Source organism: Salinicoccus sesuvii (assembly GCF_042648145.1).
Lineage (GTDB): Bacteria > Bacillota > Bacilli > Staphylococcales > Salinicoccaceae > Salinicoccus > Salinicoccus sesuvii.
Map to the genome: position 1 here is coordinate 274,442 of NZ_JBHRWV010000001.1, position 14,867 is coordinate 289,308.

Genomic DNA, 14,867 nt, shown 5'->3' on the forward strand with positions numbered 1-14,867 from the left:
TAGCCACTCTGTATCGCTTATAGTACTAAGTTTCACCACGGAACTTACAAGTATAATTGTAACGTCTGCTATTCATAGTAACGAATGACATAGGCATCGAGCAGGATGCGTCCTAACACCTGGAGGGGAAGTCTGGATCTCACTTCATATTCTGGATAGAAGTTTTTACTGGATTTGTAACCGAGCAGATTGATGTCCGTCAGGTTGTATAGAGAACTCCCTTTACTAGTAGTTAGCAGGATGGTTTTTACACTGTGGTTATTACATATTTGTGCTGCTTGGACGAGTTCTTCCGTCTCTCCATTTAACGATATGAATATTACAAGGTCATCTCTTGTAAGGTGCTCGGATTTAAGTCTGATGATGTTCGGATCTCCGTGAGACTCACAATGTTTATCTAGGAGCTGCAATTTTGTGTTCATTTCAGAGGCAATGAATTCGGAGAAACCCCTTGAGAAGATGGTAATCTTCTTACTGTATTTAATCGCCTCTAAAGCATCTTCTATGATGGTTGAACTCAAATAGCTGATCGTATTTACCACTTCTTCTCTATTTTTGAGAATAGCCGTCTGTATCTGCTTGTCCATATTTTTGAAGTTGATCAATTCTTCATCTGTATGGTGCAGAGTTTCAGATGCGACGTTGAATTTGAAATCGGTAAAGCCTTTATAGCCAAGTTTCTTCATGCATCTCACGATTGTAGATGTAGATACGTTTGCATTTTCGCTTAATTTTAAGATGGAAATCTGACTGATACCTTTAAAGTTCTTTTCGAGAAATGATATGAGGTACTTATCACTTTCGCTCAATTGGCTGTAGTTTTTTTGGACTCTTTGATGAAAATTCATTTGATCCGACCTTCCAAGTTGAAAAATTTTTCATGAGATTCCGTTTAATCTAATGATATTTGAAAACCTTTCCATTAGCTAGCCTGACATAATAGAAATATAAAGCAATACAGGAGGGCGAATATGATCTATACATGTACGATGAACCCGGCGATAGATTTGTTCTGCGAGATGAAAAGATTCGTGCCGGAAGCAGTAAATAGAAGTGTCTTCGAAGAATATCAGCCCAATGGAAAAGGCATCAACGTTTCGATTGTTCTGCAGAAGCTTGGGATGCAGTCTACAGCTCTTGGATTCATAGGAGGATTCTCAGGACGTTTTATTAAAGAAGAACTTGATAGCATGGGAATCTCCAATAATTTTGTTGATATAGACGGCATTACCCGAATTAATACTTTCATACAGTCTGAAGATGGAGAATATAAGGTTGTGAACGGCGGGCCCGAAGTGTCGAAAGAGAAACAGAAAGTATTGATTGAGCAAATATCGAAGCTCGGTAGTGAAGATGTTCTTTTTGTTTCGGGCAGTCTTCCAAAAGGTGTAGATCGAGAAATACTGTTAGACATTGCTAACATATCGGTTGAAAGAAATTTTAAACTAATCTGGGATATCAGTGAACCAATACTGAAAGAGCTTGTTACTTATCATCCATATCTGATCAAACCTAATATCGATGAATTCAAAAATATCTTTCCCGATGCAATGATTGAGACGGATGCGGATCTTATCAGATACGGAAAAATGTTAGTCGCATCTGGTGTTGAGAATCTCATCATTTCAATGGGTGACAAAGGTGCTTGGCTTTTCAACACCTCTGGCGTACTGAAAAGCGATGCACCAGAAGGACAAGTGGTTAATACTGCGTGTTCGGGAGATGCTCTGCTAGGGACCTTCTACAATGCTTATGCACAAGGAAAGCATCCAGTAGATGCTTTGGCTGAGGCTGTGGCTGCAGGATCATCCACCGCCTTTACCTCAGGTTTAACCGATTTTAAGGATGTAGCCGATTTAAAACAAACCATTAAAATAACTGAAGTGGAAGGGGCGTTATAGATGAGTTATAGAATTCTTGGAGTAACAGGGTGCCCGACAGGGATTGCTCATACCTTCATGGCCCAGGAAGCACTTGAAAAGGCGGCAGCTGAAAAAGGTGTAAGCATAAAAGTGGAAACCCATGGTCAGCAAGGTATAGAGAATGGATTTACAGCAGATGAAATTAGAGATGCAGAAGTTATTATTGTCGCTGCCGATAAGAATGTAGACATCGAGCGATTCAATGGGAAGAAGCTAATCAATGTTTCTGTTTCCAAAGGAATCAAGCAGTCAGACGCACTGATAGAACGTGCATTATCTGGAGATGTTTCCGTATATCATACCGACAAGCAATACGAAGGTTCCGCAGGTGCTACAGAAGAGAAAGTATCTGTGTGGCGACAAATCTATGTTCACTTAATGAATGGGGTATCCCATATGATCCCATTTGTTGTGGCTGGTGGGGTAATGATTGCCATATCCTTCATGTTCGGCATCTATTCAGCGGATCCAACATCTGACCAGTATAACCCGATTGCAGAACAGATGAATACAATCGGCGGAGTGGCTATGGGTCTCATGGTGCCAATACTGAGTGCATTCATTGCACAATCTATCGCGAACCGGCCTGGCATGATTATTGGGTTTATCACCGGTCTAATCGCAGCTGATAACGGAACTGGATTCTTGGGAGGGATCGTTAGTGGTTTCCTTTCCGGTTTGATTATGGTAATGCTTGTAAAATTACTAAAAGGATTACCTAAACAACTAGATGGATTGAAATCAATTTTTCTTTATCCGGTACTTGGCATATTCATTGCTGGGTTCATTGTCTGGTATCTCTCCATCCCGATGGAAATGATCAATCAGACGATGATGGACTTTATCTCAGGATTTCAATATTCAAGTCCCATCATCCTCGGGCTTTTAATTGGATCAATGAGTGCATTTGATATGGGTGGACCCGTCAATAAAGCAGCATACGTTACGGGAACTGTTCTACTGGCTGAAGGTAACTATTTGTTCATGGCGGGTGTATCTGCAGCATGTATCGCTCCACCATTAGCAACAGGTTTCGCAGTTATATTCGGTAGAAAATACTATTCTGCCGATGAGAGAAGTGCGGGACTTGTCAACTTCCTCCTAGGGTCAACGCATATTACCGAGGGAGCAATTCCTTTTGCGGCTAAAAGACCGCTGACCATCATACCAATACTGATGATTGGGTCTTCGATTGCTGCGATATTAACATATCTTTTCCAGGTTGAAGTACCTGCACCGCACGGCGGATTTATCGTACTGCCGATTGTAACCCATGCACTTCTGTGGGTTGCGGCAATCTTGCTCGGTTCAATTGTTGCAGGTTATCTGATGAGTCTCGATCAAAAACGTGCAGCAAATCGCCTCGCGATTGCTGAGGGCGTAACAGAATTTGAAGATAATATAGAAATTGATTCAGGTAGCGATGCTGTTTCTACGGAAGAAACTCTAAAGTTCGATGCGAAACAGATACATCTCGACCATGATTTAAAAGATAAACAAGAAGCACTTGAATTTATTGCTGCAACGGCGGTTGAAGATGGTATATCCAATGATCGGTCGGCTGTGCTTAATGGATTGCTTGCCCGAGAAGCACAGAGCAGCACAGGAATGGAGAACGGAATTGCGATTCCTCACGTGGCCGATGCGTCCGTTAAAATGCCGAGCCTGATTGTCGTCAGAAATAGACAGGGTATCGACTGGCCGGCCATGGATGGCAAAGATACAAGCTTTATCATCTCTATACTCGTACCAGAAGGATCAGGGGATAAACATTTGAAAATACTGGCTGATATTTCAAGAAAACTGGTTCATGAGTCGGTCATTAAGCGGCTTCATGCTTCAAATTCCAAAGAAGAAATCAAAGAGATACTATTGGAGGAAAAATAATGAAAAATCTAGATAAATTCAGAAATGATAGTGGGAAAATTTCCGCTTTGGCAATCGATCAGCGAGGTGCTCTAAGAAGAATGATGGGAGAGGACACACCTCCACAAGCGCTCGGTGAATTTAAACGACTTGTGTCCGAAAATTTGACTGAGCATGCTTCAGCTATACTGCTGGACCCTGAATATGGTTGGGAGGCCGCAGACCATAGACATTCTGATTGTGGACTCCTGATGGCCTACGAGCAGACAGGGTATGACAAAAAAACACCCGGCAGGCTTCCTGACCTGATACCAGAGTGCTCAGTCAGATCTTTAAAAGAACGCGGTGCAGATGGCATCAAGCTGCTCGTCTACATCGATGTGGATGAAAATACAGACATCAATCGCCAGAAAAAGGCATTTATCGAACGTGTCGGTTCAGAATGTGTAGGGGAAGATATTCCTTTCTTTTTAGAAATTCTGACTTATGACTCAAACATTGAAGATGTGAAAAGTCTTGAGTATGCAGAAGTAAAGCCGAGAAAAGTAATTGAGGCAATGCGCGAATATAGTAAACCAAAATACAATGTGGATGTCTTGAAAGTCGAAGTTCCAGTTAATATGAACTATGTGGAGGGATTTTCTGATACATCCATTCTCACCCAGCAGGAAGCAGCCAAATATTTCGAGGAACAGTCAGCTGTAAGCGATATTCCATTCATTTTCCTGAGCGCTGGTGTGAGTCCAGAGTTATTCCAAGATACGCTCAAGTTTGCTAGAAAGTCAGGTTCAGACTTCAACGGCATATTATGTGGTCGTGCAACATGGAGCGGGGCGACAGAAGCGTATCAGCAAGAAGGTGCTGGAGCTGCAGAAAAATGGCTTAAAGAAAAAGGGATCAACAACATAAATAGTATCAATAAAAATATATAAATGAGCAAAAAAAGCGAAACCGGATTTAAACGGTTTCGCTTTTTCTATTTACTGAGGTTAGTAACTGCTAGTCTTCCACAGTCGCATTTTTGAAGTTGAACTCATCGTAGCTGTTGATTTCAAGTCCCTCAATGTCACTGCGGTAGGCGTTCAAATACTGAGGGTGCATGATGAAGATTGCAGGTGCCTCTTCAATCAGAAGTTCCTGGGCCTCGCTGTACAGTGCCTCACGTTCAGATTCATCTGTCGCTCTGCGTCCTTCATCGAGTAATTTGTCCATTTCATCATTCTCAAAGAATGCACGGTTTCCTGGAGAACCGAGTCTCGATGAATGGAAGAGTGGCGTCAGTGCGTTGTCTGGGTCACCAGTGGAATTACCCCAGCTCATGATGTATAAGTCGTGTTCACCATTTCCAGTCGCATCAAGGAAAGCACCCCACTCGATTTGCTGGATTTCAAGGTCGATGTTCAGCTCAGCAAGTGATTCCTGCAGCCAAATCGCTGTATCAATGCGCTCAGGGTTGTCATCATTGACCATGATATTTAAGGAGAAGCCATCACCATAACCTGCCTCTTCGAGCAGTTCGCGTGCTCTGTCCATATCATAGTCCAACGTTTCAAGACTATCATCGTAACCAAATATGTCCGGTGCGAGCGGAGAATCAGCAACGATACCGGCGCCATTGTATACGCCGTCAATTACGGCTTTTTTATCAAATGCGTGAGTGATCGCTTGTCTGACACGCACATCATTAAGTGGTTCGCTCTGTGTATTGATACCGATATATTCGAGCGCAACGGACTGTGAATCCACAAGCGTTAAGTCATCATTGTTTTCGATTCGCTCGGCATCGCTCGACTGAACATCCGCAATGGCCTGCGAGCTGCCTGTTTCCAGTTCAGCAAAACGAGAGCCCGTCTCCGGCACGACTTTGAGTGTGAGTGTCTCGAAATTGGTTGGTCCATCCCAGTAGTCTTCATTTCTGGATAGCGTTGTGGATTCGCCAGGACGTCGGTCCTCATATTTCAGGTATCCAGTACCGATAGGGTTCTGTTCGACCAACGTACCCGTGTACTCAGAAATTTCCTGAGCGACTTCTTCATGTTCATCGCCACCCATTCCACGCAGTTCATAATAGTCTTCAAGTGTCATATCCACGCCAGCTTCATCGAGCGCATACTGGTAATCGTCATCGATCAGTTCCTTGCTGATGATGTTTCCGGCACCATGGGTAAGGTGTCCAGGCAATGGTGCGAATGGATACTCAGTCACGATTTCCAGCGTCTGGTCATCGATGACGTTCACTTCTTCTATCATTTCAAGCACGAAGGCGCGAGTCGAAGAGCGGCTCGGGTCCAGCAGACGGTCGAGATTCGCTTTTGCCACTTCAGCATTGAAGAGGCTGCCGTCATGGAAGGTCACGTCATCACGTAATGTAAATCTCCATGTTGTATCATCCACCTGTTCCCAGTCGGTCGCAAGCTCTGGCGCGATATCCAAGTTCTCGTCTTGGGTCACAAGTCCCTCGAACACGTGGGACCTTACTTTCTCAGACGGACTGTCGTTGCTGCCATGAGGGTCAAGTGAGACTGCATCACTCGGAAGGGATAGGACGATGTCGCCGGATGCAGAATCGGATTCATCAGAAGCGCCGGTGTCCGTTTCGACTTCGCTGTCATCAGTGCATGCAGCAAGCACAGCAATGACTAGTGTCAGCATTATGTAGTACAAAAACTTCTTCATTTTATATCCTCGCTTTCAATTATATGGGTTGTATAACATACAATTCTACTATGATTTAATTGTGAGTCAATAGAAAAGTTGAAAAACTCTCAATCTTTCGAGTGCTAGAAGTTTTCTGACCTCTGACTTACTTGCGAAGTAGAAAGAATGTTGAAAGTAATTTATAAAGATGATATCATTTAAAACGTAATCATTACGATTTGTAGAGGTGGAAGATATGGAGAAGATCCCTGTAACAATACTTAGTGGCTACCTGGGTGCAGGTAAGACAACATTGATGAACCACATACTTAACAATACCGAGAGTAGGAAAGTGGCAGTAATCGTCAATGACATGAGTGAAATCAATATTGACGCAAACCTAATCGCAGATGGCAGTAGTCTGAGCCGGACGGACGAAAAATTTGTCGAGCTATCCAATGGCTGCATCTGCTGTACGTTGCGAGAAGACTTGCTGACTGAGGTGGAAAAGCTTGCTGATCGCGGGGGAATCGATTATATACTGATCGAATCTACGGGCATTTCAGAACCTGTGCCGGTTGCTCAGACCTTCTCATACATCGATGAGGAGCTGGGCATTGACCTTACAAAAAAGACACGTATCGATACGATGGTGACCGTAGTCGATGCCTTTAGATTCTGGTCAGATTACAAGTCCGGCGAAACTCTGCTTGACCGGAGCCAGGGGATGAGTGATGTGGATGAGCGTGAAGTGAGTGATTTACTGATTGATCAGATAGAGTTTTGTGATGTGCTGGTTTTGAATAAATGTGATCTCGTCGGCGAAGTAGAGCTTGAAACACTTGAGAAAGTGTTGCGTGTGCTGCAGCCTGAAGCAGAAATTATACGTAGCATCAATACAGAGGTGCCGCTATCGAAAGTACTCAATACAAATAAATTCGACTACGAATCTGCAAGTATGTCAGCAGGTTGGCTACGTGAATTGGAGGAGGGACACGAGAATCACACACCAGAAACGGACGAATATGGTATTTCGAGTTTCGTCTATAGACGCACGTTACCGTTCCATCCCAAACGATTTGATGACTTCCTACACACAATGCCAGATGATATTGTGCGCGCAAAAGGGCTGGCTTGGCTGGCTTCAAGGAATGATTTTGCGATTATGGTGTCGCAAGCTGGCAAAAGTGTCGGTATAGAACCTGTCAGCTACTGGGTTGCTGCAATGTCCGTTGAAAATCGTCGTCAAATTTTGGAGCAGAATCAAGAAATATCTGCCACATGGGATATCAAGCATGGCGATCGTAGGAATGAGCTCGTCTTCATAGGGATAGAGATTGACGAGAAAGAGATTACTGAAGCACTGGATGCTTGCCTACTGACAGCAGATGAGTTAGATAGTGATTGGACGGCACTCGAAGATCCGTATCCATGGGTCATGCAATAAGTATAAATAAATGAGGAGAGATATAGATGGCTAAGAAATCGAAGATCGCGAAAGAAAAGAAGCGTCAAGAAATGGTAGAGAAATATCGAGAATTGAGAATCGAATTGAAAGAGAAAGGCGACTACGCGGCCTTAAGGAAACTACCCAGAGATTCTTCACCGACGAGACTAACGAGGCGTTGCCGAGTGACGGGACGCCCAAGAGGTGTACTGCGTGATTTTGAATTGTCCCGCATCAAGTTTAGGGAACTGGCCCATAAAGGTCAGATACCAGGTGTGAAGAAGGCAAGCTGGTAGTGGTATTTAAATGATTCATCACTATGATTGACATCTTTCGAACTGGAATAAATGACCAGCTTCTTAAACATGTTAATAAATACAAAAGTATAGAGACAATTGATTAGTTTTAAATTTTAGTACTGTAAACAACCCTTTTAGATAATGGTTGATTGCAGTAATTTTTTTATTTTACAAATTTTTGGTGTAAGTATTTATTCAAAGAGTAGAATGTATCTTCCTCCGTGTTATCTGCTAAAATGAGGAAGCTATCACATCGTTACCTTATTAACTGAACTTTATCAATGTAGTGTTTGGCTTAAGGAATGTATTGAGACACTGAATATACTTAATATTATTGACATACAAATTTATATGTCTTACAATTATAATTGAATTTAACTAAAAATTATAAAAATTATTACTGGATGATTGTAACGAATAAGGGGGAATAGTATGAGATTTGAAGAACGGTTGGCAAATCGAGGGCTGCAATTGCCCGAATATAAGAGTAAGAAAGTTTTCGAACCGGCTGTAGTAACAGGTAATCTTGTGTTTGTATCTGGACACGCTGCCAAAGTAGATGGATCACTCGTATATAATGGGATTGTTGGTGACAGCATTTCTTTAGTGGAAGCACAAGATGCTGCAACAATATGTTTTTTGAATTGCCTCTCTGCTCTAAAAAGTAAGATAGGAGAGTTAGATAAAATTTCTCAGTTTGTGAACGTAAAAGGATACGTAGCGAGCACACCAGCTTTTACAGATCATCCCAAGGTAATGAATGGAGTATCAGAATTGATAAACGAAGTGTTTGGCGAAACTGGGAAGCACAGCAGAATTTCTTTTGGTGCTTCATCACTGCCAGAAGGCACACCTGTAGAAGTGGAGATCGTAGTAGAAATTAAGCATTAGATTCCAAACTCATCACAACGAAGGGGATATGATATGAATTTTTCAAATGAAATGCCATTAGGAATTAAGCAATTGTTCACAAGTGTTACTAACCTGAAAAGACACGAAAAAGTACTCATCATTACAGACGACAATAAGAAAGAGATTGGTGAATTTGTCTACGGTTATGCAAAAGAGTATTTTGATACGACCTTAATAGTTATGCCAACCAGGAAAGGTCATGGCGCCGAACCTCCAGAAGCTGTAAGAGGTGCTATGGAGAACTGTGATGTTGCTTTTGGAGCAACAACCATGTCCATGTACCACTCCAAAGCCCGCTTAGAAACAAGCGCGAAAGGGAGACTACGTTGGGTCGGTCTTCAGGATTATGCGTTGCATATGTTTGAAGAGGGTGGGTTAACTGCAAACTTTGATGAAGTGGCTAGTGTTATCGATCGTGTATCAGAGCATTACCAGGGAGAAACATTTAAACTACAGAGCCCAGGTGGGACAGACATGGTTTGCAGTATCAAAGGGCGTGAACCTGTATTTGACTATGGAACATCTAAAGTACCAGGGTCTGCTTCGTTCCCACCTAATGCAGAAGTTGCTCTTGGTCCGGTTGAAGGGACTGCCAATGGTACTTTAGTCTTCGATGGCAGTATACCCCATCCAAAATTGAATATTTTAGAAAATCCAGTCACATGCAAGGTGGAGAACGGTTACATTACAGAAATTACAGGAGAAGAAGAAGCAAATATTTTAAGAGAGATTCTTGAGACTTTTGAAGACGATACAGTCTATAACATTGCAGAACTCGGGTTGGGTTTAAATGAAAAGAACGTCATATGTGGTCATATGGCACCCGATGAAGGATCTCTTGGAAATATTCATATTGGAATTGGAAAAAACTTAAACTTCGGTGGTCATGTAGATTCGCCTTTGCACCTTGACCTCGTAATGCGTGATGTCACAATCGAAATAGATGGTCGTCTGTTGATGGAAGAAGGCAAACTGAAAGTCTAATGTCATTAAAAGTGAGAAGGTATACCTTCTCACTTTTAAATAAATAAAAATTTTTATCACTAAATAAAAGCGCTTACATAAAAAACGGTTTAATACGAAAGGTATGGTGCTATGAAGAAAAAGAGTATTTTACCTATTCTGGGTATGATTATGATTGTCGCACTGATTGCGGTAGGCTGTTCGATTAGAGCAAATACAGAAGTGGAAAGTAAGAAAATTGTTAGTGTAGCAACGGTACAGCCAGTACATCATCCAATTAATCAAGGACTTTCAGCTTTTGAAGCATACATTGAGAAACACCTTTCCGATAAATTTGAGGTAAGAGTATATACAGATGGTGTCATCGGATCGAATTCTGAAGCTTTGGAGCTACTACAATTAGGTTCACTTGATATGGTAGCCACAAGTGGCAGTGATCTCGAGGCTTATGCCAACGAATATAAGATTTTCAGTCTTCCCTATGTTTTCGAAGACGAAGAAAATTTTAGAGAAGTAATGAAAAAAGAAGAATTTAACCAATTGATATACGATTCTACTGTTGATAAAGGTATTCAAGGTGTGGGGTGGTTTGCGAATGGAGTAAATAACTTCTATTCAAAAAAGAAGATTGAAACTCCAGCTGATTTGAGAGGCTTGAAAATAAGAGTACAGCCGAGTGAAGCCAACGTAAGAATGGTAAATGGTTTTAATGCTGCAGCAACTGTGCTCGCGTATGGAGAAATCTATACTGCAATGCAAAGTAACGTTATTGATGTAGCTTCTAATCCAGAAATGGCTCTTGTAGATATGAAACACGGTGAAGTGGCCAATTATTATTCAAGGACGGAGCATCAGATATTCACCGACATGTTTGTAACGACACCAAGTTTTATGGAAAACCTCTCCGGTGAAGAGGAAGAAATATTCGAAGAAGGGTTTAAACTCAGTACACAGGTAGCGAATAATGCATGGGATGCGCGTATTGAAGAAGCAATAATTGAAGCCGAAGATATGGGTCTTGAGTTCGTCACTCCTGATAAGTCACTATTTGAAGAGGTTCAAGCACCTGTTAGGGAAAAGATGTTACAAGAATATTCAGAGCTGCAACCTTTGTATGAGATTATCAGGGAGAGTCAGGAATAGGAGGAGTATATTATGGAAGACTTTAAGTCCAGGCTTGATATGGTGTTGAGTGGATTATGCGCAGGATTGCTCGCTTTTATGACGATATTGACAATTTTTCAGGTTTTTATGCGATATGTCATTCAGCAACCCAGTACCGTTTCTGAAGATCTTCTAGGCTTTGCTTTCGTATGGGTGTCTTTACTGGCGACTGCGCTTGTTTTTGGACAGAAAGACCATATCAAAATTACACTACTGTCAGATAAAATTACTGGCATAGGTGGTCTGATTTTGAAAATTTTCAGCGAAGTTCTAATAATGATTGTCGCTATGGCAGTTTTCGTAATTGGTGGTAAATACTTAATGGACGTGGGGGCCCTTCAACTTTCTCCAACTCTTGGCATAAACTTGAATTGGATATATATCGTGCTACCAATTAGTGGCATATTAATTATCTTTTACAATATACACTTTATCCTCATGGAAGTAAAAAACTATAGGCAAGGAGTGTTTAAATGAGTATTGCAATCAGCTCAGGACTTTTAATATTGGTTGTTGTTTTAGTCTTACTTGCCATTGGTATTCCTATTGGGATTACGTTGATCATTGCTTCCATTTTTGCGATTATTCAATCATTAGGGTTCTCTGCAGCCATTCCCTCTTCTTCCTTAAAGATGTTTCAAGGGATTAACGTGTTTACTTTGTTGGCCATACCTTTTTTCATTCTGGCAGGTAACATTATGAATAAAGGAGGGATTGCTTTAAGGTTGATCAATCTTGCAACAGCTATAACCGGAAGAGTTCCGGGATCATTAGCTCATACAAATGTAGTTGCAAATATGCTTTTTGGTTCTGTATCTGGATCAGGAACAGCAGCTGTTTCCGCAATGGGTTCGACGATGGGTCCTATACAAAAGAGAAAAGGCTATGACGAAGACTTTTCAAGTGCAATAAATATAGCGACTGCCCCCACAGGGTTTCTGATTCCTCCAAGTACCGCGCTCATCACCTACGGGCTTGCAAGTGGTGGTACATCCATTGCAGCTCTATTTCTGGCTGGTATCATTCCCGGCATTCTATGGGGAGTGGCTTGTATGATAGTTGCTTATTTTTACGCCCGAAAGAAGGGATACGTTGAGACAGAGAAAGTCACTTTTAAAGAATTTATTAATGTCTTTCTAAAGAGTGTTCCTAGTCTTTTTCTTATTGTGATCGTTGTTGCTGGTATAGTGATGGGAGTGTTTACAGCAACTGAAGGAGCAGCTGTAGCTGTGATGTATAGCTTATTACTCGCTACAGTGTTTTACCGTTCATTAAGTCTGAAGGACTTGTACGAAGTACTGGTCAGTAGTGCAAAGCTATCTGCAATCATAATGTTTCTTATCGGAGCATCCAACATTTTGGCATGGGTCATGTCATTCACCGGCATCCCTGAGATGTTAGCTGAAAGCGTACTTGGTATTTCGCAGAACACAATCCTCATCTTTTTGGTACTTAATATTCTAATATTATTGGTCGGAACTTTTATGGACCTAACACCGGCAATTCTAATATTTACACCTATTCTGCTTCCAGTCTCATTGGAACTTGGTATGGATCCTGTGCAATTTGGTATTATGTTGACACTTGCGTTGTCTATTGGAACAATTACACCGCCTGTAGGAAATGTATTATTCACTGGTCTTAAAATATCAGATCGAAAAATTGAAAAAGTGATGCCTCATCTTTTTAAATTTTATCTTGCCATTATTATAGTCTTACTGATCATCACTTATATGCCGTGGTTCTCTAATGCTTTGCCGAGGCTCGCAGGATATTAATAAAAATTTATAAATAACTGTGGTATTATTGACTTACAATAATATTAGTCTAAAGAAATTAGCATTTTATCTTTTAATATGGATATTGGCAACGTGATCAGTCAGATTACTTTTAAAGAACGAAAGATGGGAAGTATATGAATAATTATAGAATGGAAGCGGTGCAACGGAACACTTTATCTCAGCAAGTCTTAGAGAAAATTATCCACCTTCTGATGGAGGGGCAATTAAACCCAGGAGATAAATTACCTTCTGAAATGACACTTATGCACCAGTTTGATGTGAGTCGACCCGTGTTAAGAGAGGCACTGAGCTCGCTTGAAACATTAGAAATTGTGTCCAGACGTCCTAGAGGCGGAACCTTTATCAACAGTAAGGTGGGGAGTAGCCCTTTTATGGCGATGTTGTCATTATCAATCAATAACGTCCCAGCTGTTATTGAAGCCAGAATGACGTTAGAGCTTGGCCTCGTAACAATCGCGGCTGAGAAAATTTCATCTGAGCAACTAGATAAACTACAAGACACAATTACAAAACTTGAAGCAAAAAAAGATAATGACTATGGCCATATTGATAAAGAATTCCATAGAATCATTGCGCACAGTGCTGACAATCCTGTTGTTGAAGGAATGATTGATTCACTGTTGATTTCTCACGAGAAGACGAATAGCTTAATACCTTTTCGAGAGAAAAATAAAACGCTTCAGCATCACAAAAATATTTTCAGTGCTTTAGAAGCACATAACCCTGTTAAAGCGTTTCAAGAGATGTACAATCATTTGAGCGATGTAAGGGATAAAATTCTTCAACACACATCTGAATACTAGTATTAGAATAATCAAACCACCTGAGAAAGGTGGTTTTTGTTTTCTAATTTTTTAATTGACAGAATTATTTTATTGTCTTACAATTATAAATATAGACAAAATAGGGGGTATAAAATGAAGGGTACGAAAAAACAAGTTCCTAATGGAATTTTAGGATTTCCTGTCGCACCTATGGATAAAGCGGGCGTTATTGATTACGAAAGTCTCAAGAGAAATATTGAGTTTTTATTGGAAGAAGGATTGCAAAGTATTTTTATAGCGTGTGGTGCTGGAGAACTACAGTCTATAAATATTGAGGAATACAGGAAAATGGTATCGGTTGGAATTGAGTCAACAGCTGGCAAGGTTCCATTGTATACAGGTGTAGGTGGGAATTTAAGTGCAGCATTGGAGCAAGCAGAAATCTCTGCAGAACTTGGAGCAGATGGCTATCTTATTTTGCCGCCTTACTTGATTGAACCTTCACAAGATGGTATCAGTGAATATTTGGGCTCCATTATTAAAAGTACGCAATTGAGAGCAATCGTTTATCAAAGAGATAATTGTGTTTTGGAAATCGATACAATTGAGAATTTATGTGATCATCCACAATTGGTAGGTTTTAAAGATGGTGTGGGTAACATGGAATTTAACATTGAACTCAAGCATAGGCTAGGGGACCGCTTGGAGTACATAAATGGATTGCCTTTGGCAGAGATGACTATGGCGGCATACTCAGGAATAGGTTTCCACTCTTACTCTTCAGCCATTTCAAACTATATTCCTCATATATCTTCTCTTTATTACAAGGCATTACTCGATGGTAACAGCCGACTTTCAGATGAGATCTACCGAGATGTGATTCTGCCCATTAATAAAATTAGAAAGATGAAAAAGGGATACGCAGTAGCACTAATCAAAGCAGGTATGAAGATAGTTGGCTTACCTATCTCATTAAATGTTCGTGCACCTATTGTTCCAGTGGAAGATGTCCATTACCAAGCACTTGAAAAAGTTATTTTGAATGCATTAGAAAAATACCCGAAGTAAGAGAATGATGGAGGAGTGTTTAT

14 protein-coding genes are annotated in these 14,867 nt (G+C 41.0%); 12 read left to right on the plus strand and 2 right to left on the minus strand.

The genetic code is table 11. The features are described 5' to 3' along the window. Positions 1 to 68: 68 nt before the first annotated feature. Positions 69 to 848 (minus strand): MurR/RpiR family transcriptional regulator, encoded by a 780-nt coding sequence (locus ACFOJ8_RS01390; protein ID WP_380651649.1) that lies wholly within the window; start codon positions 846 to 848, stop codon positions 69 to 71. Positions 849 to 971: 123 nt separating this feature from the next. Between ACFOJ8_RS01390 and pfkB the strand changes: the two genes are divergently transcribed. The 3 genes from pfkB to ACFOJ8_RS01405 are packed head-to-tail and all read left to right on the plus strand — an operon-like array spanning position 972 to position 4,720. Continuing rightward, a complete protein-coding gene (gene pfkB, locus ACFOJ8_RS01395; RefSeq protein ID WP_380651652.1) occupies positions 972 to 1,901 on the plus strand; it encodes a 1-phosphofructokinase in 930 nt (309 codons plus the stop codon). Further along, on the plus strand, positions 1,902 to 3,809 hold the full coding sequence (locus ACFOJ8_RS01400) for a fructose-specific PTS transporter subunit EIIC (RefSeq protein WP_380651655.1): 1,908 nt from the start codon (positions 1,902 to 1,904) through the stop codon (positions 3,807 to 3,809). Then, positions 3,809 to 4,720 carry a tagatose 1,6-diphosphate aldolase gene (locus tag ACFOJ8_RS01405; protein WP_380651657.1) on the plus strand — a complete coding sequence of 304 codons (912 nt, stop codon included), beginning with the start codon at positions 3,809 to 3,811 and terminating at the stop codon, positions 4,718 to 4,720. The genes ACFOJ8_RS01400 and ACFOJ8_RS01405 overlap by 1 nt, the downstream gene beginning before the upstream one ends. A 67-nt stretch (positions 4,721 to 4,787) precedes the next feature. On the opposite strand, the gene ACFOJ8_RS01410 is transcribed toward ACFOJ8_RS01405, so the two are convergent. Then, entirely contained in the window at positions 4,788 to 6,464 is a 1,677-nt protein-coding gene (locus tag ACFOJ8_RS01410) for a glutathione ABC transporter substrate-binding protein (protein ID WP_380651658.1), read from the minus strand. 217 nt (positions 6,465 to 6,681) lie between these two features. On the opposite strand from ACFOJ8_RS01410, the gene ACFOJ8_RS01415 reads away from it, so the two are divergent. The 9 genes from ACFOJ8_RS01415 (at position 6,682) to kdgD (ending at position 14,844) form a co-directional block, all read left to right on the plus strand. Beyond that, positions 6,682 to 7,872, plus strand: a complete 1,191-nt coding sequence (locus tag ACFOJ8_RS01415; protein ID WP_380651661.1) for a GTP-binding protein — start codon at positions 6,682 to 6,684, stop codon at positions 7,870 to 7,872. 26 nt (positions 7,873 to 7,898) lie between these two features. Beyond that, positions 7,899 to 8,168, plus strand: coding sequence for a 30S ribosomal protein S14 (gene rpsN / locus ACFOJ8_RS01420; RefSeq protein ID WP_380651664.1), 270 nt, complete (start codon positions 7,899 to 7,901; stop codon positions 8,166 to 8,168). A 435-nt stretch (positions 8,169 to 8,603) separates the two neighbouring features. Continuing rightward, positions 8,604 to 9,062, plus strand: a complete 459-nt coding sequence (locus ACFOJ8_RS01425) for a RidA family protein (RefSeq protein WP_380651667.1) — start codon at positions 8,604 to 8,606, stop codon at positions 9,060 to 9,062. 33 nt (positions 9,063 to 9,095) lie between these two features. Then, positions 9,096 to 10,067, plus strand: a complete 972-nt coding sequence (locus ACFOJ8_RS01430; RefSeq protein ID WP_380651670.1) for an aminopeptidase — start codon at positions 9,096 to 9,098, stop codon at positions 10,065 to 10,067. 111 nt (positions 10,068 to 10,178) lie between these two features. After that, a complete protein-coding gene (dctP, locus tag ACFOJ8_RS01435; protein WP_380659870.1) occupies positions 10,179 to 11,189 on the plus strand; it encodes a TRAP transporter substrate-binding protein DctP in 1,011 nt (336 codons plus the stop codon). Positions 11,190 to 11,201: 12 nt separating this feature from the next. Next, the gene (locus tag ACFOJ8_RS01440) at positions 11,202 to 11,687 is read left to right on the plus strand and encodes a TRAP transporter small permease (RefSeq protein WP_380651676.1); all 486 of its coding nucleotides are present in this window, start codon (positions 11,202 to 11,204) and stop codon (positions 11,685 to 11,687) included. 2 nt (positions 11,688 to 11,689) lie between these two features. Further along, the gene (locus ACFOJ8_RS01445) at positions 11,690 to 12,988 is read left to right on the plus strand and encodes a TRAP transporter large permease (protein ID WP_380656969.1); all 1,299 of its coding nucleotides are present in this window, start codon (positions 11,690 to 11,692) and stop codon (positions 12,986 to 12,988) included. A 152-nt stretch (positions 12,989 to 13,140) separates the two neighbouring features. Continuing rightward, positions 13,141 to 13,815, plus strand: a complete 675-nt coding sequence (locus tag ACFOJ8_RS01450) for a FadR/GntR family transcriptional regulator (RefSeq protein WP_380659871.1) — start codon at positions 13,141 to 13,143, stop codon at positions 13,813 to 13,815. Positions 13,816 to 13,929: 114 nt separating this feature from the next. Further along, positions 13,930 to 14,844 (plus strand): 5-dehydro-4-deoxyglucarate dehydratase, encoded by a 915-nt coding sequence (gene kdgD / locus ACFOJ8_RS01455; protein WP_380651682.1) that lies wholly within the window; start codon positions 13,930 to 13,932, stop codon positions 14,842 to 14,844. The last annotated feature ends 23 nt before the right edge of the window (positions 14,845 to 14,867 follow it).